Source organism: Thermococcus radiotolerans (assembly GCF_002214565.1).
GTDB classification, from domain to species: Archaea; Methanobacteriota_B; Thermococci; order Thermococcales; family Thermococcaceae; genus Thermococcus; species Thermococcus radiotolerans.
Genome location: NZ_CP015106.1, coordinates 444,756 through 465,928 on the forward strand (window position 1 = coordinate 444,756; position 21,173 = coordinate 465,928).

19 protein-coding genes, 1 tRNA gene and 1 CRISPR repeat array (1 of these 21 only partly in view) are annotated in these 21,173 nt (G+C 54.8%); of the genes, 11 read left to right on the forward strand and 9 right to left on the reverse strand.

Annotated features, from left to right (window positions below; genetic code table 11):
• The first annotated feature begins 39 nt into the window (after nt 1-39).
• The 5 genes from A3L10_RS02435 (at nt 40) to A3L10_RS02455 (ending at nt 6,272) form a co-directional block, all read left to right on the forward strand.
• Nucleotides 40-786 carry a uracil-DNA glycosylase family protein gene (locus tag A3L10_RS02435; RefSeq protein WP_088867528.1) on the forward strand — a complete coding sequence of 249 codons (747 nt, stop codon included), beginning with the start codon at nt 40-42 and terminating at the stop codon, nt 784-786.
• On the forward strand, nt 774-1,658 hold the full coding sequence (cbiB, locus tag A3L10_RS02440; protein WP_088866239.1) for an adenosylcobinamide-phosphate synthase CbiB: 885 nt from the start codon (nt 774-776) through the stop codon (nt 1,656-1,658). The genes A3L10_RS02435 and cbiB overlap by 13 nt, the downstream gene beginning before the upstream one ends.
• Nucleotides 1,643-2,611, forward strand: coding sequence for an aminotransferase class I/II-fold pyridoxal phosphate-dependent enzyme (locus A3L10_RS02445; protein WP_088866240.1), 969 nt, complete (start codon nt 1,643-1,645; stop codon nt 2,609-2,611). The genes cbiB and A3L10_RS02445 overlap by 16 nt, the downstream gene beginning before the upstream one ends.
• A gap of 31 nt (nt 2,612-2,642) precedes the next feature.
• Nucleotides 2,643-3,398, forward strand: coding sequence for a class I SAM-dependent methyltransferase (locus A3L10_RS02450; RefSeq protein WP_088866241.1), 756 nt, complete (start codon nt 2,643-2,645; stop codon nt 3,396-3,398).
• A 201-nt stretch (nt 3,399-3,599) separates the two neighbouring features.
• Nucleotides 3,600-6,272: a valine--tRNA ligase gene (locus A3L10_RS02455; RefSeq protein ID WP_088866242.1), complete on the forward strand. Its 2,673-nt coding sequence runs from the start codon at nt 3,600-3,602 to the stop codon at nt 6,270-6,272.
• A gap of 48 nt (nt 6,273-6,320) precedes the next feature.
• Here the strand turns inward: A3L10_RS02455 and trm10 are convergent, their stop codons facing one another.
• Nucleotides 6,321-7,433, reverse strand: a complete 1,113-nt coding sequence (trm10, locus tag A3L10_RS02460; RefSeq protein WP_088866243.1) for a tRNA (guanine(9)-/adenine(9)-N1)-methyltransferase — start codon at nt 7,431-7,433, stop codon at nt 6,321-6,323.
• A 118-nt stretch (nt 7,434-7,551) separates the two neighbouring features.
• On the opposite strand from trm10, the gene A3L10_RS02465 reads away from it, so the two are divergent.
• Nucleotides 7,552-9,171: a glycosyltransferase family 39 protein gene (locus tag A3L10_RS02465; RefSeq protein WP_088866244.1), complete on the forward strand. Its 1,620-nt coding sequence runs from the start codon at nt 7,552-7,554 to the stop codon at nt 9,169-9,171.
• A 26-nt stretch (nt 9,172-9,197) separates the two neighbouring features.
• Here A3L10_RS02465 and A3L10_RS02470 read toward each other — a convergent pair.
• A tRNA-Glu gene (locus tag A3L10_RS02470) sits at nt 9,198-9,275 on the reverse strand.
• Between the two features lie 79 nt (nt 9,276-9,354).
• On the opposite strand from A3L10_RS02470, the gene trm5b reads away from it, so the two are divergent.
• Nucleotides 9,355-10,350 carry a tRNA (guanine(37)-N1)-methyltransferase Trm5b gene (gene trm5b, locus A3L10_RS02475; protein ID WP_088866245.1) on the forward strand — a complete coding sequence of 332 codons (996 nt, stop codon included), beginning with the start codon at nt 9,355-9,357 and terminating at the stop codon, nt 10,348-10,350.
• Nucleotides 10,351-10,427: 77 nt separating this feature from the next.
• Here trm5b and A3L10_RS02480 read toward each other — a convergent pair whose 3' ends face one another.
• Together A3L10_RS02480 and A3L10_RS02485 are read right to left on the reverse strand one after the other, a co-directional pair.
• On the reverse strand, nt 10,428-11,753 hold the full coding sequence (locus tag A3L10_RS02480; RefSeq protein WP_088866246.1) for a TldD/PmbA family protein: 1,326 nt from the start codon (nt 11,751-11,753) through the stop codon (nt 10,428-10,430).
• A gap of 10 nt (nt 11,754-11,763) precedes the next feature.
• The gene (locus A3L10_RS02485) at nt 11,764-13,131 is read right to left on the reverse strand and encodes a TldD/PmbA family protein (protein WP_088866247.1); all 1,368 of its coding nucleotides are present in this window, start codon (nt 13,129-13,131) and stop codon (nt 11,764-11,766) included.
• A gap of 130 nt (nt 13,132-13,261) precedes the next feature.
• On the opposite strand from A3L10_RS02485, the gene A3L10_RS02490 reads away from it, so the two are divergent.
• Nucleotides 13,262-13,606, forward strand: a complete 345-nt coding sequence (locus A3L10_RS02490) for a cupin domain-containing protein (RefSeq protein WP_088866248.1) — start codon at nt 13,262-13,264, stop codon at nt 13,604-13,606.
• The gene (locus tag A3L10_RS02495) at nt 13,591-14,301 is read left to right on the forward strand and encodes a cysteate racemase (protein ID WP_088866249.1); all 711 of its coding nucleotides are present in this window, start codon (nt 13,591-13,593) and stop codon (nt 14,299-14,301) included. Before A3L10_RS02490 ends, A3L10_RS02495 begins: the two co-directional genes overlap by 16 nt.
• Here A3L10_RS02495 and corA read toward each other — a convergent pair.
• The gene (gene corA / locus A3L10_RS02500) at nt 14,298-15,281 is read right to left on the reverse strand and encodes a magnesium/cobalt transporter CorA (protein WP_088866250.1); all 984 of its coding nucleotides are present in this window, start codon (nt 15,279-15,281) and stop codon (nt 14,298-14,300) included. The two genes, A3L10_RS02495 and corA, sit on opposite strands and share 4 nt — an antisense overlap.
• A gap of 9 nt (nt 15,282-15,290) precedes the next feature.
• Nucleotides 15,291-16,118, reverse strand: coding sequence for an MBL fold metallo-hydrolase (locus tag A3L10_RS02505; protein WP_088866251.1), 828 nt, complete (start codon nt 16,116-16,118; stop codon nt 15,291-15,293).
• Between the two features lie 93 nt (nt 16,119-16,211).
• Between A3L10_RS02505 and A3L10_RS02510 the strand changes: the two genes are divergently transcribed.
• Complete coding sequence (locus A3L10_RS02510) at nt 16,212-17,405, forward strand: redox-regulated ATPase YchF (protein ID WP_088866252.1); 1,194 nt, start codon at nt 16,212-16,214, stop codon at nt 17,403-17,405.
• Nucleotides 17,406-17,409: 4 nt separating this feature from the next.
• Here the strand turns inward: A3L10_RS02510 and cyaB are convergent, their stop codons facing one another.
• From cyaB to A3L10_RS02525, 3 genes are read right to left on the reverse strand one after another with little or no spacing between them, the layout of a single operon-like run.
• On the reverse strand, nt 17,410-17,925 hold the full coding sequence (cyaB, locus tag A3L10_RS02515; protein ID WP_088866253.1) for a class IV adenylate cyclase: 516 nt from the start codon (nt 17,923-17,925) through the stop codon (nt 17,410-17,412).
• Nucleotides 17,926-18,408: an Lrp/AsnC family transcriptional regulator gene (locus tag A3L10_RS02520; RefSeq protein ID WP_088180376.1), complete on the reverse strand. Its 483-nt coding sequence runs from the start codon at nt 18,406-18,408 to the stop codon at nt 17,926-17,928.
• A gap of 1 nt (nt 18,409) precedes the next feature.
• Entirely contained in the window at nt 18,410-18,943 is a 534-nt protein-coding gene (locus A3L10_RS02525) for a UbiX family flavin prenyltransferase (RefSeq protein WP_088866254.1), read from the reverse strand.
• A 102-nt stretch (nt 18,944-19,045) separates the two neighbouring features.
• Here A3L10_RS02525 and A3L10_RS02530 point away from each other — a divergent pair, with 102 nt between their 5' ends.
• Nucleotides 19,046-19,849 carry a DNA integrity scanning protein DisA nucleotide-binding domain protein gene (locus A3L10_RS02530; RefSeq protein WP_088866255.1) on the forward strand — a complete coding sequence of 268 codons (804 nt, stop codon included), beginning with the start codon at nt 19,046-19,048 and terminating at the stop codon, nt 19,847-19,849.
• Nucleotides 19,850-20,321: 472 nt separating this feature from the next.
• A CRISPR array of direct repeats spans nt 20,322-21,173; the repeat unit is 30 nt; unit sequence GTTGCAATAAGACTCTAGGAGAATTGAAAG (it continues 47 nt past the right edge of the window).

Here is a 21,173-nt window from a genome sequence, read left to right on the forward strand (position 1 = left end):
ACCACCAAACCTATAAACCCCCTGGACTTTTTATCCATTATGCTCTTAAACCTGGAGAACCTCAAAAGGGTGGGCGAGCTCTACATAAACCCGGCCAACTTCAAGGTCGTCCCGTTGGTCCTCCGTGACTGGAGGGACTTCCTGAGCCTGGACGAGAGGACCTACGGAATCTACGCAAGGACGATATACAACCCCGGTGAGCGCTTCCTCGTCGTGAACGAGGGGGATGAGAGAACCGCCCGGGAGCTTGAAAATCTCTATCTCGAGCTTCTCAAAGACCCCCTGAGGTTCTGCCGCGAGGAGTACCACCGCTATCAGCTCCAGGTGGGCGAGTTCGAGGGACTGCCCTTCGCCAATGGCTGGGCTGGCTCAGGGATTGTTCTCGTCGGGGAGGCTCCGGGGAGAAAGGGCTGCGGAAAGACGGGAATATGCTTCTACCGCGACGCCTCGGGTACCTTGCTTAGGAAGACGCTCTTCACCTTAGGCATCAATCCGGACTTCGTCTACATGACTAACGTCGTGAAGTGCAACCCGCCCGATAACAGGCTGAGGGGCTTCGGTGAGGGTGAGCTTGAGCTTCTCGGGAGGGAGCTTGAGGTTGTGAAGCCGAGGAGTATCTTCGCCATCGGCAGAACGGCCGAGAAGGCCCTGAGACGGCTCGGCTTTGAGTTCATATACCTCAGACACCCGGCATGGTACGTGCGGAGGGGGCTGAGGGAACCGAACGAGGAGATGCTGGAGGAGTACTCGGCGATAAAGGAGGCCTTTGGGAAATGGACGTTCTGACGGTCTTTCTCCTCGCCCTGCTCTGGGACATACTCTTTGGGGAGCCACCGGCATTAGTCCATCCAGTGGTGTGGTTCGGAAGGATAGCGGGCTTTCTCGACGGGAGATGGGCGAGAAAAGGTCCCCTCCCCGATTTCCTCGCGGGAACTCTAACGGCCCTGCTCGTGGTTGCCTTTGCATTGGTCCTCTCGCTCATACCTTCTTGCCTTCCATTCCCGCTGAACTACGCTCTGATGGTTTATCTCCTCAAAAGCTCCTTCGCCATAAGAAGTCTCCATGAGCACGTCGCGAGGACGGTAACTGAGGACATCGAGGAGAAGAGGAAGGCCGCCTCTATGATAGTGAGCAGAAACACCGACCCCCTCGATGAGGCCCATCTAAATTCCGCCTCGGTAGAGAGCCTCGCCGAGAACCTCAACGACTCCGTAATCGCTCCTCTGTTTTACTTCCTCCTCTTCGGCCTCCCCGGGGCTTTAATCTACCGCGCGGTGAACACGCTCGACGCGATGCTCGGCTACAGGAACGAGCGATACGAATTCTTCGGCAAGTTTTCGGCGAGGCTTGATGATGTCCTCAACTTCATACCTGCTCGCTTAACGGTTCTCCTGTACCTCCCGTTCGGAGGGAGGAAGGTTCTCAGACACTGCCGCCTCGCGAGGTTCAAGCTCAACTCGGACAAGCCGATAGCCGCGATGAGCGCCGTCCTTGGCGTCTGGCTTGAGAAACCCGGCGTTTACCGCTTTCCCGGCAGGGCTCCGGGGAACGAGGATATAAGGCGAGCGTTGAGGGTTTACTGGCTTGTGGTTGTCGAATGGGTGGGAGTTGTCACCGTGCTCCTGCTGACGGGGGTGGTTCCATGCTTGAGCCCGTGAAGTTCTCAACCTATCACGGTGGTGCGAGGGAAGAGGGATTGCTCGACTTCTCGGCGTCTCTCAACCCCTATCCCCCGGAGTGGCTTGACGAGATGCTTGAACGTGCCAAAGAGATAAGCAACCGGTATCCCTACTACGGGGGGCTTGAGGAGGAACTGGCCGAGCTAGTCGGTGAACCGCTGACGGTAACGGCCGGCATCACCGAGGCGCTCTACCTTCTCGGAATCCTCGCGCTTCGCGGGAGGAATGTCGTAGTCCCTCGCCACACCTACGGCGAGTACGAGAGGGTCGCGCGGATTTTTGGCGCGAGAGTAATTAAAGGCCCAAACGAACCGGCGAAGCTGGCCGAACTCGTTGAAAGGGGCTCGGTCGTGTTTTTCTGCAACCCCAACAACCCGGATGGGAGGTTTTACCGCCTCAAGGAACTCAAACCCCTCCTCGACGCGGTGGAGGACAAAAACGCCCTCTTAATCCTCGATGAGGCCTTCATAGACTTTGTGGAGAGACCAGAAAGCCCGGAAGGGGAGAACATCGTAAAGCTCAGAACCCTCACCAAGAGCTATGGACTGCCGGGGATAAGGGTCGGCTACGTCCTCGGCTTTGAAGATGCCTTCAGGAGCGTTAGAATGCCCTGGAGCATCGGCTCGACGGGGATTGCCTTCCTCGAGTTTCTCCTCAAAGATGACTTCGAGCACCTCAGGAAGACGATGCCCCTCATCTGGCGCGAGAAGGAGAGGGTTGAGAAGGCTTTGGGCGTTAAGAGCGACGCCAACTTCTTCATCAAGCGCGTTGGGAATCCGGGAGAGTTCGTTGAGGCCCTCAAAAAGCATGGAATCCTCGTGAGGGACTGCACGAGCTTTGGACTGCCTGAGTACGTCCGCTTCTCCGTGAGAAAGCCCGAGGAGAACAGCGTTCTGATCAGGGCCTTCAAGGAGCTGGGAGAAGGGTTTTAAATCTGAAGCCCACTTCATTTTTGGTGATACCATGCATGAGCTCTACACGGCCCTGGCTGAGTACTACGATGCAATTTATAGGAGAAGGGCCGAGCGGGTTTCCCGTGAGATAGACTTCGTGGAGGAGCTCTTCAAGAATGAAGCCGAGCGAGAGGTAAGGAGAATCTTAGATCTCGCCTGCGGAACTGGGATTCCGACGCTCGAACTCGCGAGGCGCGGGTATCAGGTTACCGGCCTTGACCTTCATGAAGAGATGCTCGCGGTCGCGAGAAGAAAGGCCGAAGGGAAAGGGCTTAACATCGAGTTCATCCAAGGAAACGCGCTCGAAATTGATTTTGATAAGGAATTTGACGCCGTAACGATGTTTTTCTCGTCCATTATGTATTTCGATGATTCGGCAATTCAGGAATTATTTAATTCGGTAAACCAAGCACTGAAACAGGGTGGGGTTTTCATAGCCGACTTTCCTTGCTGGGACTACTCGTACTACTATAAAGGGCAAAACAACGTTGTCTGGGACGAGCGGAAGGGCGATGAGCGGCTGGTTATAACGGACTGGCGCGAGGTGGAGCCGGCGACACAGAAACTCCACTTCAAGAGACTCGTGCAGATAGTGAAGCCCGACGGGAGCGTTAGGGCCTTCATGGTGGACGACGAACTGAACATTTACACCGTAAGAGAGATGAGGCTCTTGGCCGAGAAGCACTTCAGGCGGATCAAAATCTACGGGGACCTCCACGAGCTGAGGCCCAGCGACAGGAGATACTGGCTGGTGGCGGTGAAGTAACCCCAAACTTTTTAAACCTCGGGCTCATTTCTATACCCTGGTGGTGCCTATCGTCCACCGTAACGCTGATTTCAACCTTTGAATCCCATGCGTTCCGCGCTTCTTGGTTAGCCCTTACTCCGGCACCACCGGCGTTGCTAAGATTTTTAAGTCGCCCTTCTGAGGGTAACCCATCTTCAAAAAACCGAAAAGGTGATGCCCATGCTTCCTAAGACCTACGACCCGAACGAGATTGAACCGAAGTGGCAGAAGTTCTGGCTGGATGAGAAAATCTACAAGTACGAGCTCGACGAGAAGAGACCGAGCTACGCGATAGACACCCCGCCCCCGTTCACGAGCGGAACGCTCCACCTAGGTCACGTGCTCAGTCACACCTGGATCGACATCATAGCGCGCTACAAGAGAATGACCGGTTACAACGTGCTCTTCCCGCAGGGCTTCGACAACCACGGTCTGCCGACCGAGCTCAAGGTGGAGAAGGAGTTCGGAATAAGCAAAGACCAGCCCGAGCTCTTCCTCAAGAAATGCGTTGAGTGGACCTGGCAGGCCATCGAGGCCATGCGCAACCAGTTCATAAGGATAGGCTACTCAGCCGACTGGGACTTGGAGTACCACACGATGGACGACTGGTACAAAGCTGCCGTGCAGAAGTCCCTCCTTGAGTTCTACGAGAAGGGCATGCTCTACCGCGACAAGCACCCGGTCTACTGGTGCCCGCGCTGCAGAACGAGCCTCGCTAAAGCCGAGGTTGGCTACGTTGAGGAGGACGGCTTCCTCTACTACATCAAGCTCCCGCTGGCGGATGGAAGCGGCTACGTCCCCATAGCCACCACGAGGCCCGAGCTTATGCCCGCCTGTGTTGCCGTCTTCGTCCACCCGGAGGACGAGCGCTACAAGGACGTTGTGGGTAAGAAGGTTAAGCTCCCGATATTCGAGAGGGAAGTGCCGGTTATAGCTGATGAAGACGTTGACCCAGAATTTGGAACCGGTGCGGTCTACAACTGTACCTACGGTGACGAGCAGGACGTCGTCTGGCAGAAGCGCTACAACCTGCCGGTTATTATCGCAATCAACGAGGACGGCACGATGAACGAAAACGCCGGGCCATACAAGGGACTGAAGACCGAGGAGGCGAGGAAGGCGATAGCCGAGGACCTCGAAAAGATGGGCCTGCTCTATGACAAGAAGAAGGTCCACCACCGCGTGCTGAGGCACACCGAGAGGAGCTCCTGTATGGCCCCAATCGAGCTGCTCCCCAAGACCCAGTGGTTCATCAAGGTGAAGGACTTCACGGACGAGATAGTGAAGGTGGCTAAGGAGATAAACTGGTACCCCGAGGACATGTTCCTCCGCCTGAAGGACTGGGCGGACTCAATGGACTGGGACTGGGTTATAAGCAGGCAGAGGGTCTTTGGAACGACGCTCCCGTTCTGGGTCTGCAAGAACGGTCATGTGGTTCCTGCTAAGGAGGAAGACCTGCCTGTCGACCCGCGCTTCGACAAGCCGCCCGTGGAGAAGTGCCCGGTCTGCGGTGCCGAGCTCGAGCCCGTAACGGACGTCCTCGACTGCTGGATAGACTCCAGCATAACCCCGCTCATCATAACCCGGTGGCACGAGGCCATCGAGGGCGACGAGGAAGCGAAGCGCTGGTTTGAGCACAACTTCCCCACCGCGCTCAGGCCGCAGGGAACGGACATCATAAGGACGTGGGCATTCTACACGATATTCAGAACTTACGTTCTCACCGGCGAGAAGCCCTGGGACGATGTCCTCATCAACGGAATGGTGGCCGGGCCGGACGGCAGGAAGATGAGCAAGAGCTACGGCAACGTCGTAGCTCCGGACGAGGTTATTCCGAAGTACGGCGCCGATGCGCTCCGCCTCTGGACTGCCCTCGCTCCGCCCGGAGAGGACCACCCGTTCAAGTGGGAGACCGTCGACTACAACTACCGCTTCCTCCAGAAGGTCTGGAACATCTACCGCTTCGCCGAGAGGCACCTAAGCGATTTCGACCCGAGCAGCGCTCTGGGGGAGCTTGAGCCGATCGACAGGTGGATACTCTCAAGGCTGCACCGCGTCATCAAGTTCGCCACAGAGGAGATGGAGCGCTACCGCTTCAACCTGCTCACCAGGGAGCTGATGACCTTCATCTGGCACGAGGTGGCCGACGACTACATCGAGATGATCAAGTACCGCCTCTACGGCGACGACGAGGAGAGCAAGCTCAAGGCTAAGGCCGCCCTCTACGAGCTGCTCTACAACGTCATGCTCCTGCTCGCTCCGTTAGCTCCGCACATAACCGAGGAGCTCTATCAGGAGATGTTCAAGGGCCACGTCGGTGTCAAGAGCGTGCACCTCCTCGAGTGGCCGAAGTACGACGAGGGCAGGATAAGCGAGGAGGCTGAGAGGCTCGGCGAGCTCGCCCGCGAGATAGTCGGTGTCATGAGGCGCTACAAGAACAGCCACGGCCTTGCCCTCAACGCCAAGCTCAAGCACGTGGCCATCTACGCCACCGACTCCTATGAAGCCCTGAAGGCCATCGAGAAGGACATCGCGGGAACGATGAACATCGAGAGGCTGGAGATAATCCAGGGTGAGCCCGAGCTCGAAGAGCGCATCACCGAGATAAAGCCCAACTTTAGAACGGTCGGGCCGAGATACGGCAAACTCGTGCCGAAGATCGCTGCCTACCTCAAGGAGAACGCGGAAGAGGTTGCAAGGACCCTCAAGGAGGCCGGAAAGGTCGAGTTTGAGGTGGAAGGCCAGAAGGTCGAGCTGAACAAGGAGGACATAGTGCTCAGGAAGGCCGTGTTCAGCGAGGGTGAAGAGGTCGAGACGGCAGTTGTTGGAGATGCAGTGGTAGTGTTCTTCTGACCCCCTTTCTTTTCATTCTCCGATTTCTACACAGGATAAAAGAAAGCCTCAGCAGTTATAGCACAGCATCGCGGCCTTCTTGAGGAGAATTACCCTGTAGAGCTTTCCGTTTATTATCCTCGCGTTGGAGATCTTGTTGAGGTGGTGTATCCTCTTCCTTTCAAGCGCTATCAGGTCAAGCTCCCGCAGCACCTTCACGAAGTCCTCCCAGCGGATTTTTAGCCATTTAGAGTACTCATCGAACAGCTCCTTCTCAACCACCCTGTAGGTCTTGCCGTTCACTTTGTATCTGATCGCGCGCTTGGGGAGCTCCTTCCTCAGGCGCCAGCGGGCGTGTAGCGGCTCCTGAAACTCGTAAACCGCTTCATCCATGGACTTCCCTTCCACCATCATCTTGAGGATTATGCCAAGGATGCGGTTTATCCTGTCGGGGACGCCAACGATGTCGCCTTTGAGAACGATCTTCCTTCTGCGTACCCTTATTCCGGCCCTCTCAAGCTCCTCGCCTATTTTGGGCGTAGTCTTCTTCTTGTTCCCGCCGGTGTCCACGATACCGCCGATTATAAAGGCCCCGACGTCGAAATCCTTCTCACCCAGAACTTCCTCCGCCCAAGGGTCGAGGAGAACAACCTCTTCAATGCCGTTTTCCCTTAAAAATTCCGCCGTCGGCCCGGCGTAGGTCGTTATTCTCTCGATGGGCCCGTTGAACATTCTCTCAAACTCATCGCTAGCCCACGTTACGGCAAGCTCTCTCCCAGTGAAATAGTCCCTCAGCAGGCCGTAGCTCTGGCTCACCTGCAGGCAGACCTTGCCCTTCTCCTTCTGGGTGTGCTTGTCCCAGTGGTATAGGTCTATTATGAAGTAGGGCCACTCTGGGAGCTTTGAGCGGAGCTCTTCGGGCGTCAGAACCGGCTCGAACTTCTCCTTCATGCACAGCGGGGCGTAGGCGTAGTAAGAGCCCTCGACGCGGTTGCCGTTTAAGTCCCACGCAACGGCGGTTTTTTCGGGAACGCGAAATATTGCCCCTTTTCCGTTGATTATCTCCACCGCTACGTCCTGGAGCTTGTTCTTTGACTTCCTAAAGCGCTTTGAGAGCACCCCGAAGCTCTCGATCCCCTTCTCCCTCAGCGCTTCCCTGAAAACATCGGCGAGCGTCTTCATGGCCATCGGTTGAGGGTCGGGATGGGAGTTAAAAGGTTTTCGCGGAGGACGGAGGAAAAATTAAATACCCGAAAGTGTACATGAGACTGCCACTGCGTAGCTTATTGGGGGCAAACTCATGAACAGAGGGCTGCTTTATGCCATATTCTCTGTCCTTTTGACCATGGCTTTTGTGGGTAGTCTGAAGTCTATTCCAGGCCCCCCGTACGGGGGCGATCTGTATTTCCACAACGGCATCGCCGAGGCGATATTTCACGGCACTTCCGTCTTTAGGGACCCAACGAACTATGAAGGCTACGCTTTTTACCCTTGGCTCTACCATTCCATCGTTGCACTCTTCGGGCATGTTGCCGGAGGTGTAATACCCGTAACAGTCTATGTAATGCCTGTTTTCATACTTCTACTGTCTATGATCACGGTGTACTTTCTCGTAGGTGAGCTGACAACAGAAAGCGTGGCGATGCTGGCTCCTCTCCTCCCCCTCGCGCTTCATTTTCCAGATCCCCATCCCCATACCCTCATGCTGATGGTATTTATCCCCCTCTTCTATTTCGCGCTTGTTCGTTATTTAAAGGCTCCATCAACCAGAAACGGGATCTTTCTGGGCATCTCCTGGGCCCTTGCGGGCCTAACTCATGTTCTAGGAACTTTCGGGATTGGGGCAGTGATTCTTTCGAACGTGGCTTGGGACGTTGGTCGGAACAGAGAGCTATCGGCAGTGAAGAGATGGATTACACCGTTCCTTGTTGCCATTCCACTGTTGCTCCTCTACTGGGGCCCACTTCTATTTGTTTACCATGCTCGAACCCCAAATCCCTATCAGAGCTTAGTCTGGGCCCATTATACAATCGTCAGCTTCACGGCTGATATGATAACATTTTTTGTCTCTTATTCCTGGAGGGGGATGCTTTCCCTTCTCGCCCTTGCTGGCCTGTATGTCGTTGTAAAAAGCAGACCGTATCCTGCGTTTAGAATTGTTATATCATCGCTCCTGGGTATGTACGCAGCGGGAATCGTGTTCATACTGCTCGGAAATCCCCTGATTGCAAAGAAACTGAGCCTGTATTTCTTCACGCTGGATGTTATACTGGTCTCCCTAGGGATCACATATCTCATCTCTAAATTCCCCCAAAGGAAGTCACTGGCCGTAGTGACTGCTATACTCCTGGTGTTCTCTGGGGTCACTGTGGTGGGGTTTGCGTCCAGCCCATGGGTCCAGGTCGGTTTCCACGAGTTTCCCTTCTCAAGTCTTCAGGCATGGCTCCTCGAGAACACGAACGTTAACGATGTCATTCTCAGCAACTACGAGGCCTCTTTCATGCTGTTCTCAATATCGGGCAGAAAAACCGTACTATTTAGAAGAACTCACGCGTCGCCCTTTGTTGACTACGATAAGAGAAGCGCCGATATAATGGTGGCACTGTTGGGGAACAACAGCACAAAAGCGCTTCAAATCCTGGAGAAATACCATGTAAAGTATATCTACGTGGATAAAACCGCTTCGATTGATCCCCTCTGGGTTCCGGTTTCCTACAAGGACTACCTTGAGGGCAATGGTGTCCCCTGCCACGTTGAGTGGGTGAGATACGACCCTGCCGACCCCAGTAGTGTAAAGATTGAAGCATGCGTTGCACAGTTTAACATCTCCCAGTTGACCCCGTACCTCCGAGAGACGTTTAAGAAAGGAAACTCCGTACTTTTCAGGGTATGTTATCCCGATGAATTTGGAGAATCATGAACTATTAGATTTCTGTAGTAGAATTCTGGTGCCCCGGCCGGGATTTGAACCCGGGGCGCGGGCTCGAAAGGCCCGCATGTTTGACCGGGCTACACCACCGGGGCCCGATACTAGGGAAGGGCGAGCGTTTAAAAATCTTTCGTCGGGGCAATTCTTTTTAACCCCACAGTCCATCTTCCCCCGATGCTCGCCGTAAAAGTCCCCAAGCGAGAGGCCGAAAAAATCCGCAGGAGATTAATTGAACTCGGCGTTCTGGCCAGAGGATATGTCCCCAAGCGGGAGGGCGAGTTCGTACTCTTCCCTGTCACAGAGCCAGTAGAGGGCTTCGAGCTCGTTGAAACAGACTTTGAGAGGCTTGAGAGAAGGCCCCACAGCTATCGTGAGGTCGTCGAGGTTCCGGACGAGGTTAGACCGCTCCTCCCGAGCTCCTTCGACATAATCGGTGACATTGCTATAATCGAGCTTCCCGAGGAGCTGATGCCCTACGGAGAAGCAATCGGAGGGGCCATCCTCAGGGTTCACCGGCACATAAAGGCCGTCTTTGCCAAGGGGAGCAAGGTCTCCGGGGAATACCGTGTAAGGGAGCTAATTCACCTCGCCGGCGAGAGTAGGACTGAGACCATCCACCGCGAGAACGGAATAAGGCTGAAGCTCGACGTTGCTAAAGTCTACTTCTCCCCCCGCCTTGCAACGGAAAGGATGAGGGTTTTCAAGAAGACTCAACCAGGAGAGGTCGTCTTTGACATGTTCGCCGGCGTCGGGCCGTACGCGGTGCTTCTGGCCAAGAAGGCAAAGCTCGTCTTCGCCTGCGACATCAACCCCTGGGCGATTCGCTACCTTGAGGAGAACATCGGGCTGAACAAGGTTAACAACGTCGTGCCTATCCTTGGAGATGTTAGGAAGGTCGCTGGAAAGCTCGAAGCCGACAGGGTGATAATGAATCTCCCCAAGTTCGCTGACCGCTTTCTTAAGGAGGCCATGCTGAGCGTCAGGGACGGTGGCGTGGTCCATTACTACGGCTTCGGTCCGGAGGAGAACCTGTTCTCCGAGCACGAAGCGAAAATAAAGGCGGTCTCAAAAGAGCTCGGTTTCAAAGTTGAGTTCCTGGAGGAAAGGAAAGTCCGCCCCTACGCGCCGAGGCAGTTCAACATCGCGATTGACTTCCGGGTTCTAAAGTAGTGTTTCGTGGGGAGAACAGGCTTTAAAAAGAAGTTATTTCCCCCGGTAAAACACCCAAAAGGTTAGAAAAAGGAAAATCACTTCCCCGCTATCTTCACGTTCTCGAACTTCACGAAGGGCGTTATGATGGTCGTCATGAAGGGCATTACGATTTGCTCCTTCGAAACTTCACTCGCCTGCTTTAGCAGTTCATAGACGTTGCCCGCAACGAGGAAGACGCTCGCCCCTTTGACCTCTCCGTCCTCGATGAGGAAAGCCGGGTTTGCAGTTACCGCGAAGTTTCCGTTGTCCGGGTTGCTCGAGTGTGCACCCTGGAAGCCGTCCACGAAGTAGCCGTGCTCGATTTCCGCTATGATGTCCTCCAGCGAGCGCTTTCCGTTCTCGATTACCATGCTGTGGAATCCGATGTTTATGCCGCCACTTCTGAGGTCGCGCTTCCCGTTTCCGGTGCTCTCGGTGCCATAAACTTTGGCCCAGTAGTTGTCCCACACGAAGCCCCTGAAGGTTCCGTTCTCGATGAGGACGTTCTTTCTCGTTGGAACCCCCTCTCCGTCGGCTATAATGGGCTCGATGGCCAACTCGTGGAACGGGTCGTCGTATATCGTGAGCACGTCGCTGGCTATCTTCTCCCCCACCTTTCCTGCAAGAGGCGTCGTCTCCTTGACCAAGCGCTCACCGCTGAAGGCTGGGAAGAGTGCATAGCTGAAGAGACCCGCTATCGCCCATGGGCCGAGTATTATCGGAACCTCCTCGTTTTTGCTTGCCTTGACGTCGTACGCCCACTTGACCTTCTGAACCGCTCTCTCGACGACCCCGTCAACGTCCAGTTTGAGGTCCCTTCTGGCATCGAAGTCGAAGATTCCGGGGGTAACGGTGCCCTCCTTCCTTCCCACCAGCTCGAGGAAGAAAAATGCAGCACCGCCTTCCTGGAAGACGTCTATTCCGTGGGAGTTGACGATGTGGCGCTCCTCCCACGAAACGCCGCCCTCTCCTCCTGCCACGATGACGTTCTCATCCTTCTCGCGGGCGAGCTTTATGCCGCGGACGAGCATCTCAACGAGCTGATCTGGGGAGGCCTCCTTCAGCTCGTAGTTGGGCTTCGGCTTCTCCCTGTATTTACCCGGCTCGGGAAGAGAGACCCACTTCTCGTCCCTGCTGTTCAGCTTTGCCATCTTCGCCGCCTGCTCTATGGCCTCCCTTATCCTGGCGGGTTCATCGCTGTCTATTATGGCCAGCCCGAGGCGCTTGTCCTTTATTCCGCGTAGTATCGTGACCGCCCCGCTCCTCGCGGATGCCATTGAAATCTCGTTGAGCTCGACGTTGGCGCTCACATCCTTGGAGCGGTAAACGGCAATCTCAAGCTCGTCGAAAAACTTCTCGCCGTATCTTATGAGTTCCTCCATCTTCACCACCTCACCCGATGAGGATTCCTCCGTCAAAGCGCATGTGCGGTCCACCGGAGCTAACATAGGCAGTCTGTCCCTTTCCGCAGAAGCCGACCTCAAGGCCGAAGTCTTTGCCGACCGCGCTTATCTTCTTCAGTGCCTCGATGGCAACGCCGGTAATCGATGTGTCCCTTATTGACTCGGCTATCTCGCCGTTTCTAATCACGTAGCCCTCCTGAACGCCGACCTGGAAGGCGCTGTTGAGCTGGGCCTGGCCGCCGCGGAAGTCAACGACGTAGTAGCCGAACTTGATGTCCTCGATGAGCTCCTCGAAGCTGTGGTCGCCGGGCTCGAAAATCGTGTTCCTCATCCTGATTATCGGTGGGTGGCGGTAGCTCTCGGCCCTCGCGTGGCCGTTCGGCTCCATGCCCCACTTTGCGGCGTACTCGCGGTTGAGCATTATCTCCTTGAGAATGCCGTTCTCGATGATGCGTATGTCCCTCACCGGAACACCCTCGTCGTCGTACTTGTCATTTCCAAAGCCGCCCTCGACGTAGCGCTCGCTCATCGTGACGTACTCCGGGGCTATCTGCTTGCCGATGAGGTCCTTGAAGGGCGAATTTATGGTTAAGTCAGCCTCCGCGAGGTGGCCCAAAGCTTCGTGGGCGATTATGCCGACGACTATCGGCCCTGCAACGATGGGGAACTCGCCGCGCTTCGGGGCAACGCCCTTGAGCTGGCTGTGCATCTTTCTCAGCAGTCTTTCAGTGACCTTCTCGTTTGGTTCGTGCTCCGTCATGAGCTCCCAGCCGTAGTCCACAGCGCCTATGCTGTCCCTGGCCATGGCCAGCTTTCCATCGGCCTTTCCGGTGACGTAGGTCCCCTGGTAGAGGTAGTTGTAGTCCCACTCTATGCGCGTTCCCTCATTGGTGAGGAGGATTTTTTGCCCACCGCCATCCTCGTAGCGAACCTGGACGCTCTTAACGGCCTCGTCCTCTTTGAGGAGCCTCTCCAGCTCCCTGAGGTGTGCGACCTTCTCCTCTATGTCGACCTCCCTCGGTTTGACCCTCATCCTGCTCTTCACGAAGTCCTCAACGGGTTTTATCTCTGCCAGCTCTATCTTCTCCCTCTTGGTCTTGGCGGCTGCCTTCGCCAGCTTGTAGGCGCCCTCGATGGCCTTCTCGAGGTTGTTGAGGTCACTCGTTGAAGAGAATCCCCAGGCGCCATCAGCCAGGACCCTTATCGCAACGCCCTGGTGAAGTTTCCCAGTGAAGCTGGTAAAAACGCCGTCCTTGAGGGCAAGTGTTGTTTTCTTCAGATCCTCATAGCGAAGCTCTACATAGTCCGCTTTCAGGTTCTCCTCCGCCCATCGGAGGGCCTTTTCCAGTTTCTCCATAGCCATCACCGCCTGTAGTTGTCCATCAGTGTCTGGGTTCCGGAACTATAAAAGTCTTTTGAACATTTCGATGGAAGTCGAAAGGATAAAGCTTTTCAACTTTGGGTACCATCTATCCGGGGGATGGGGCATGAAGGCCGAAATCAAAAACCTCATAGACAGGGGCACCTACCGGAAGCTTCCGCTCTTCGAAGGCGAACTGCCCGAAGGCTCGTACGTCCAGATAGTGGAGGTCAAGCCCGGACAGACCGTCGGGAAGCACTATCATCTTCACCAGTACGAGCTGTTCTACATAATGGACGGAGAGGCAAGGCTCGGCATCGGTGAGACCGAGTACCCCGCGAGGCCCGGCGACATATTCCTCGTCAAGCCCAAAACCGTCCACTGGGTGGTCAACGAGCGTGATGAACCCTTCAGGCTCTTCGTGGTGAAGCTGAACTACCGCGGGGATGACTCCGTATGGCTGGAGGAGTGAGGGAGAGAACCATCGGCATCCTCGGCGGCATGGGGCCCCTGGCGACCGCCGACCTCTTCAGAAGGATAGTCGAAAAGACTCCTGCGAAGAGGGACCAGGACCATCCCAGGATAATCATCTACAACGACCCCAAAATTCCGGACAGAACGGCGTTCATCCTGGGGAACGGGGAAGACCCGAGACCTGCCCTTATAGAGGGGGCGAGAAAGCTCGAGAGCTGGGGGGCGGACTTCATAATAATGCCCTGCAACACCGCGCACTTCTTCGCCGAGACCATCCAGAGAGCGGTAAAGATTCCGCTCGTCAGCATGATCGAGGCGACGGCGGATGAGATAGAGCGCCTCGGCCTGCGCAGGGTCGGCCTCCTCGCAACGGACGGCACCATAAAGGGGCTCGTCTACCACCGCGCGCTCCTCGACAGGGGCGTCGGGATAGCCGTCCCAGGAAAGAACGACCAGGAGAAAGTTATGCGGGCGATCTACGGGGGCGTGAAGGCGGGGAACATCGAGCTGGGAAGGAGGCTCCTCCTGGAGGTTGCTAGGAAACTCGAACGCAGGGTGGATGGAATAATAGCCGGCTGCACCGAGGTCAGCGTTGCCCTTAGGGCGGAGGACCTGAAGGTTCAGCTGATCGACCCCCTCGACGTGATAGCCGAAAAGGCCGTGAGGCTCGCCCTCGGCCTTGAGGAGCTCTAAATCCACCCCTTCTTTCGGAAGTACGCGAGCATTCCCATGGCTATTGCCAGCATCGCAAGGAGTGATGCAGGATATCCATAGCGCCAGTAGAGCTCGGGCATGTAACGGAAGTTCATTCCGTAGAGGCCGGTGATGAAGGTCAGTGGAATGAATATCGTCGAGACGACCGTTAGTATGCGGATTATGTCGTTGGTCTTCATCGAGATCGTTGAGTAGTAGAGCTCGACGAGGCTGTTGGCGAGTTCCCTCTGCCCCTCGAGTATCTCCAGCACCTCGAGGACATGGTCGTGGAGCTCCCCCATGTAGCTCTGGGTCTCCTCGGTGAAGAACCTCTCGCCCTCAAGCTCAAGCTTCCTGAACGCCTCCAGCAGGGGAAATATCGTGCGGCGCATGAAGAGTATCTCTCTCCTGAGGCCGTGTATTCTGTGGAGAACCCCCTTCTCGCCCTTCGAGAGTATCTGTGCCTCGAGGGATTCCATCTTCGAGCTGATCCTCTCTATTATTGGAACGTAGTTTTCGACTATCGCTTCGAGAAGGGCGAAGAGCAGGTAATCCGCGCCGCGCTCTCTGAAGAGGCCCTCCCCCTCACGGATGCTCTCCCTGATGGGGTCAAAGACGTCCCCTTGTATCTCCTGCACCGTCACCACGAGGTTGTCCTTGAGCAGGAGGCCTATCCTTTCCCTCTTCAGCCCACCGTCTATCTCGTAGACCTGGTGGAGAATGAGGAACAGATAATCCGGAAACACGAAAACCCTGGCGTGTGTACTCGCCCTTCGCAGGACCTTCATGGGCCTATCGTGGATGTTGAGGGCCTCCATTATCTCTGGAACTGCCTCGACAGTGTCCACGTTTGCCCAGACGACGTCATAGCCCTCGATTTCGAGGACTTCTTTCATGCTCGAGACCTTCCTGCTGAGGAAATCGTCCCTCGAATAGGCAATAACGGTTATCCTGGGCTTTTCCTCGGCTTCCTCTGCCATGCTATCACCTCAGAATTCCACGACCATTCCGGAGTGCAGCTTATGGAAGCGCTCGCCGTAGGCCTCCTGGAATGCCGCCTCGGCCCTCAGCCCGGTGCAGTGCCCCGTGTAAACCTCCTCCACTCCGAGTTCCTTGAACTCCTTCACAGTTCTTTCGATGCGTTCGTCGCCTGCGTCTATGAGGTGGAACCCGCCTATGACCGCGCGGACGCGTCTCTCCCCGGTCATCCGTATCGCATGCTTTACTATGCTCACTATACCTGCGTGGCTGCAGCCGCTCACGATAACCAGACCCTCAGACGTTTTAGCCACGACGCTCATGTCGTCCATAATGCTGTCCTCCATTACCTGGCCGTCCTTCAGCGTGTAGACCCCTATATGCCCCTGTTCGAAGTCCTCGCGGTTGCGGATCTCCCCCGTGGAATACAGGCCCTCAACTATTTCGAGAGGCTTCGGGGCGAGGTATAGGTCAGCGAGTTCCTCAACCTCCTCCCTCCTGAAGGGAATCCCAACGTCCCTGAGGTAGGGCTTCATAACGAAGTGCCTTCTGAAGATACTCGGATGCGCTATAACCAGAACCCGCCTTCCGATGGCCTTTAGGATGCCTAAGAGTCCACCCGTGTGGTCGTAGTGGCAGTGGCTCAGAAAGATGTAATCGATGTGTGAACTCGGATCGAGGCCGAGGAGCCTCATGTTGTGGAGTATCGGCTCGGCGCTCTGGCCGGTGTCGAAGAGGATTCCCTTTCCGGCCTTCTCTATCAGGAAGCTTATCCCGTGCTGGGCCAGAAAAGGGCTTTCGTAGCCAGAATAGTCCTCGACAAGGACGTATATTCGCATGGGTTTCACCGGAAGAATTAGGAAAAAGGTGAAGTTATAGTTTTCGGCCGAAACCCCTTAAAACCCTCCCGCGAAGTTAGGGCGGTGGTGAGTATGGAGATAGGTGTCGTTGGAAAGCCAAACGTTGGAAAGTCGACCTTTTTCTCGGCCGCTACGCTCGTTGACGTTCAGATCGCCAATTATCCGTTCACGACGATAGACGCGAACGTTGGGGTCACCTACGCGATAGCCGAGCACCCCTGCAAAGAGCTCGGCTGTCAGCCAAACCCCCAGAACTACGAATACCGGGACGGAAAGGCGCTAATCCCGATAAAGATGATTGACGTTGCGGGTCTCGTGCCCGGGGCGCACGAGGGGCGCGGTCTGGGCAACAAGTTCCTCGATGACCTGAGGATGGCCTCGGCCTTAATCCACGTCGTTGATGCCACCGGAAAGACCGACGAGGAGGGACAGCCCACCGACCACCACGACCCGGTGGAGGACATAGAGTTCCTCGAGAGGGAGATAGACTACTGGATATACGGCATCCTCAGGAAGAACTGGGAGAAGTTCGCGAAGAGGATAAAGCTCCAGCACCTCAAGCTCGCCCAGGCAATAGCCGACCAGCTGACTGGAATAGGTGTTACCGAGGAAGATGCGTTTGAGGCCATCCACAAGCTCGGCCTCGACAACGACCCGACGAAGTGGAGTGATGAAGACCTCTTCTCCTTCGTCCGCGAGCTGAGGAAGATAAACAAGCCGATTATTATAGCGGCCAACAAGGCCGATGCCGCCGCCGATGCCCAGATAGAGCGTTTAATAAAGAAAGGCAAGAGCAGGGGATACATAGTCGTTCCGACGAGCGCGGCGGCTGAACTGACGCTGAGGAAGGCCGCCAAGGCGGGCTTCATCGACTACGTTCCTGGTTCGAGTGACTTCAAAATCCTCAAACCGATGAGTTCCAAGCAGGAGAAGGCGCTCCAGCTGATAAAGGAGAAGGTCCTCGACCGCTTCGGCTCCACGGGAGTCCAGGAGGTAATAAACAGGGCGACCTTTGAGCTGCTCAACCTCGTGCCCGTTTATCCAGTTGAGGACGAGCACAAGCTCACCGACCAGTTCGGCAACGTTCTGCCCCACGTTCACCTCCTCCCCAAGGGTTCAACGCCCCGCGACCTGGCCTACAAGGTGCACACAGACCTGGGAAGGACCTTCCTCTATGCAGTCAACGCGAGAACCCACAGGCGCGTTGGAGAGGACTACGAGCTGGGCTTCAACGACATAATCAAGATAGTCGCGACGGCTCGCTGAGGCCTTATTTCTTTTTCTCCATTTCCCTGATGAGCTCCTGGTAGAGCCTCGGCTCCACGTCCTTTTCGCTCAGGCCAAGTTTTCTGGCGGTGTCCCATATCTTCCGCTTCGCTTCATCGATATCGTCGGAGATGACCTCGATGTCCAGAAAACCGCCGAGCCCCTCGACCTCGCTCAGCTCGAAGGTAACCTTCCCCAGGCGGTAGACCAGGCGCCGCTTCTTGACCCAGACATCCTCCTTGAAGCCGAGGCGCCTCAGAATCTCCAACGTGGTCTCGAAGTCACCCACCTCGACCTCAACCTCGTCGAACTCCTCGTTCCTGCCGGGGTCGGCTATGCGCTTGTACGTCATAAAAGAACGGTTTAGGTTGCTTATCCTCCTCACCCGGAGGAGTTCGGGTAGGGGAACGGAGAGGTAAACATCCTCCTGTATCTCCTCCCTGATGAACGTCGCTCCGAGGGATTCTATCGCCCTTCTGGCGGAGTTGAAGTCAACGCGGAACTTGACCTCTATCTCCATTCAAACCCCCACTAGGAAGCCCACCAGACCGTCGCCCTTGCTGAATTCATCGAGGGTGAAGACCTCGACCCTCTTGAGCGTTGGGAGAACCCTGATGGTCTCATCAACGAAGCGGTTGAGCTTTTCGGGCGTGTCTTCCCCGATGAGTGCAACGACCCCGTCCTTTCCACTCCTGGCAACAGCAAGAACGTTGGGGAGCAGGGAAAGCGTCTTCATGATGTGGCGGATGTATCTCTCGAGGAAGTCTTCGATTATCGGGGTCTCGGCCTGGATGTAGACTATCGCAAGGCTCTTCGGCTGGAGGTTTTCGCCGAGAACTATGGTGTACTTATCAATTATGTTTCGCTCTTGGAGCTTTTTTATCCTGAAATGGATTGTAGATTCGGGGCGGTTGAGCCTGTCGGCGATTTCTGATATTGTTAACCTTGCATCCTCCTTCAGGATGCGGAGGATAGCCCTATCAAGGTCATCGAGCTGGACCATGTTAACTCCTCCATCGAGGGTATATCTCGTTCTCAATCCCAAGAAGGTCTAAGATTTTTCCAATTATAAAGTTTACCATATCGTCCAAAGTTTTGGGCTTTGTGTAAAATCCTGGGGAAGCTGGCATAATTATCCCCCCAGCTTGTGTAACCCTTACCATGTTTTGGAGATGTATCAAGTTCAGAGGAGTCTCTCTGACGACCAGGATGAGTTTTCTGCGCTCTTTCAGCGCCACGTCGGCCGTTCTGGCTATCAGGTTATCGGCGTAGCCGTTGGCTATCGCAGCGAGGGTCTTCATGGAGCAGGGGACTATGACCATGGCGTCGAACGGATTTGAACCAGATGCTATTGGGGCGAAGAGGTCATCCTCCATGTAGTCGGGCTTGAACTCAACCCCGGTCTCGTGCCTCATAACCGCGAGGCCGGTTCTGGAGGCTATGGTGACGACCTCGTGGCCAAGCTCCCGCAGGACATCAACCAGCCGCAGGCCGTAGATTGAACCGCTCGCGCCGGTGATTGCGACAACTATCCTCATCTCTCACACCAAAAAGGCTTCGTCGGGTTATGTTTTAACGTTTTCTAAGGACGGTAGGTTTTTATACCTGCTGGAGTTACTCTATCAACGGTTGGTGAGAGTATGGGGAAGAAAGTTCCCGAGGTTCTGATAAAGGGTGCGGTGGACGTCGTTGAGGCCCTCGACGGGAAGGCCCTCGTTATTCTGGAGGATATTGAGCCCGAGAGGGTCCCCGATGTGGACGTCACCGTTGTAATCGTTAGTTCTTCCTTCGATGTGGAGAGCGATAGGGTAAAGAGGGTCTCGATCCCGCAGAACCTCGACATCAACAACGTTCTCAACCTCATCTCCGCCTTCCTCTTGGAGCACGACATACTCAGGGAGGGCGACTCCTTTGTCTACGTCACCCGAGAGCTCATTGGAATCAAGACGGTTAAAAAGAGCATCTCCGCGATGAGGGGATTTTTCGCCCAGAATCAGAACGTCCTGCAGAGGCTCCTTGAGATAACGATAGAGTTGAGCATCGAGGGCAGGGAGGGCGTTCCCGTTGGAACCATCTTCGTCATAGGCGACACGAGGCGAGTTCTCAGGCACTCCCACCAGCTCATACCCAATCCATTCAAGGGTCACAAGGTAAACGTCCTCGACAGGAACAGCAAGGAGATAATAAAGGAGTTCGCCCAGCTCGACGGGGCCTTTATAGTCAGGGACGATGGCAGAATAGCCGCGGCCGGGAGGTATCTCGAAGTCGAGCCAAAGGTGATAGACCTAATGCTCCCTCCGGGCCTCGGAAGCAGACACATAGCCGCCGCCGGCATAACCCGACTAACAAAGGCGATAGCGATAACACTCTCGGAGAGCGGCACGATAAGGATATTCAAAAACGGCCTCATGCTCCTGGAGTACAACCCGAGGATAAGGTACTGATTCTTTGGTATCATGCTAGGTTTATTCGTTTTTTGATTTCCTGCCCCATTAGGGCGATTTGTCCCGAAAGGAGACTTATTTGGACTTGGGAACTCGATTTCCATCGTTATATAAATGTAACCTTCCGTTTTGGATCATGTGGAGAACATAACGAATTTTATTCGGAGAACGTAACAGGAGTTCTAGGAGCGCGATATACGCTGTCATTGTATAGAAACCGATTCTTTTTGAGATTTCACGGATGAGAGGGGAACTAAAGCGATTTTAAGAAACCTCAATTGCCGGGAACTCGTGTGTACGCATATTGACATTTTCTAATGGCTGGTTATAATGGGTGTTCTCCCGATATCCACCTCCAAATTGGCCCCTTTAACAGTGTTCTCGTGGGTTCTAAAAGGGGGCTTCGTCAAAAAGGTTTTATATCGGAGCATGCATTAGAGTCTACTGAGGAAACGGGGCAAAAATGTGCCCTGTTGCAATAAGACTCTAGGAGAATTGAAAGCAGGCTCCGAAGCCTGACCGAGGCGCCAGGTCACCACGTTGCAATAAGACTCTAGGAGAATTGAAAGAAGAAGATCAACGTGGTCTACGATCCGTCGTTCTACAGTTGCAATAAGACTCTAGGAGAATTGAAAGCTATCGTATCGTGTCTAACAGGGGCGTATTCGTGCGCGTTGCAATAAGACTCTAGGAGAATTGAAAGCCGAACTTTGCCCCTCCTCGGGAGCCTCACACGGCCGTTGCAATAAGACTCTAGGAGAATTGAAAGCGGTTAAATGGGCGAAAGCGGATAAAAGGGACGTTGGTGTTGCAATAAGACTCTAGGAGAATTGAAAGTCGTCGTTTACCCGGCGATAAAGTGAGAGGTGGGTTAAGTTGCAATAAGACTCTAGGAGAATTGAAAGTACGTGCCAAAGCTCGAAAAGCCCAAGTGGCCAAGGGTTGCAATAAGACTCTAGGAGAATTGAAAGATATTTCCATGCCTTTATTTGGGCGTCCATACTCGTTGCAATAAGACTTTAGGAGAATTGAAAGGGACAGGAGGTGCTCAGGGAAACGGCGTTCGAAATCGTTGCAATAAGACTTTAGGAGAATTGAAAGAGATCGAACCGGAGGAGATTCTGAATCTCATCGAGGAGTTGCAATAAGACTTTAGGAGAATTGAAAGCGAAGAACATCCCCTCGTCAAAGTCTCCCTGCTGTCCGTTGCAATAAGACTTTAGGAGAATTGAAAGTGGGATGTGAATGAGCCTGTTTGATGAGACCCTGACGAGTTGCAATAAGACTTCAAGAGAATTGAAAGAATTTCGACTTTTTCATGGCT

Coding starts and splice junctions, on each gene's coding strand:
- A3L10_RS02435 (WP_088867528.1), top strand. CDS start 40: ATGCTCTTAAACCTGGAGAACCTCAAAAGGGTGGGCGAGCTCTACATA.
- cbiB (WP_088866239.1), top strand. CDS start 774: ATGGACGTTCTGACGGTCTTTCTCCTCGCCCTGCTCTGGGACATACTC.
- A3L10_RS02445 (WP_088866240.1), top strand. CDS start 1,643: ATGCTTGAGCCCGTGAAGTTCTCAACCTATCACGGTGGTGCGAGGGAA.
- A3L10_RS02450 (WP_088866241.1), top strand. CDS start 2,643: ATGCATGAGCTCTACACGGCCCTGGCTGAGTACTACGATGCAATTTAT.
- A3L10_RS02455 (WP_088866242.1), top strand. CDS start 3,600: ATGCTTCCTAAGACCTACGACCCGAACGAGATTGAACCGAAGTGGCAG.
- trm10 (WP_088866243.1), bottom strand. CDS start 7,433: ATGAAGACGCTCGCCGATGTTTTCAGGGAAGCGCTGAGGGAGAAGGGG.
- A3L10_RS02465 (WP_088866244.1), top strand. CDS start 7,552: ATGAACAGAGGGCTGCTTTATGCCATATTCTCTGTCCTTTTGACCATG.
- trm5b (WP_088866245.1), top strand. CDS start 9,355: ATGCTCGCCGTAAAAGTCCCCAAGCGAGAGGCCGAAAAAATCCGCAGG.
- A3L10_RS02480 (WP_088866246.1), bottom strand. CDS start 11,753: ATGGAGGAACTCATAAGATACGGCGAGAAGTTTTTCGACGAGCTTGAG.
- A3L10_RS02485 (WP_088866247.1), bottom strand. CDS start 13,131: ATGGAGAAACTGGAAAAGGCCCTCCGATGGGCGGAGGAGAACCTGAAA.
- A3L10_RS02490 (WP_088866248.1), top strand. CDS start 13,262: ATGAAGGCCGAAATCAAAAACCTCATAGACAGGGGCACCTACCGGAAG.
- A3L10_RS02495 (WP_088866249.1), top strand. CDS start 13,591: ATGGCTGGAGGAGTGAGGGAGAGAACCATCGGCATCCTCGGCGGCATG.
- corA (WP_088866250.1), bottom strand. CDS start 15,281: ATGGCAGAGGAAGCCGAGGAAAAGCCCAGGATAACCGTTATTGCCTAT.
- A3L10_RS02505 (WP_088866251.1), bottom strand. CDS start 16,118: ATGCGAATATACGTCCTTGTCGAGGACTATTCTGGCTACGAAAGCCCT.
- A3L10_RS02510 (WP_088866252.1), top strand. CDS start 16,212: ATGGAGATAGGTGTCGTTGGAAAGCCAAACGTTGGAAAGTCGACCTTT.
- cyaB (WP_088866253.1), bottom strand. CDS start 17,925: ATGGAGATAGAGGTCAAGTTCCGCGTTGACTTCAACTCCGCCAGAAGG.
- A3L10_RS02520 (WP_088180376.1), bottom strand. CDS start 18,408: ATGGTCCAGCTCGATGACCTTGATAGGGCTATCCTCCGCATCCTGAAG.
- A3L10_RS02525 (WP_088866254.1), bottom strand. CDS start 18,943: ATGAGGATAGTTGTCGCAATCACCGGCGCGAGCGGTTCAATCTACGGC.
- A3L10_RS02530 (WP_088866255.1), top strand. CDS start 19,046: ATGGGGAAGAAAGTTCCCGAGGTTCTGATAAAGGGTGCGGTGGACGTC.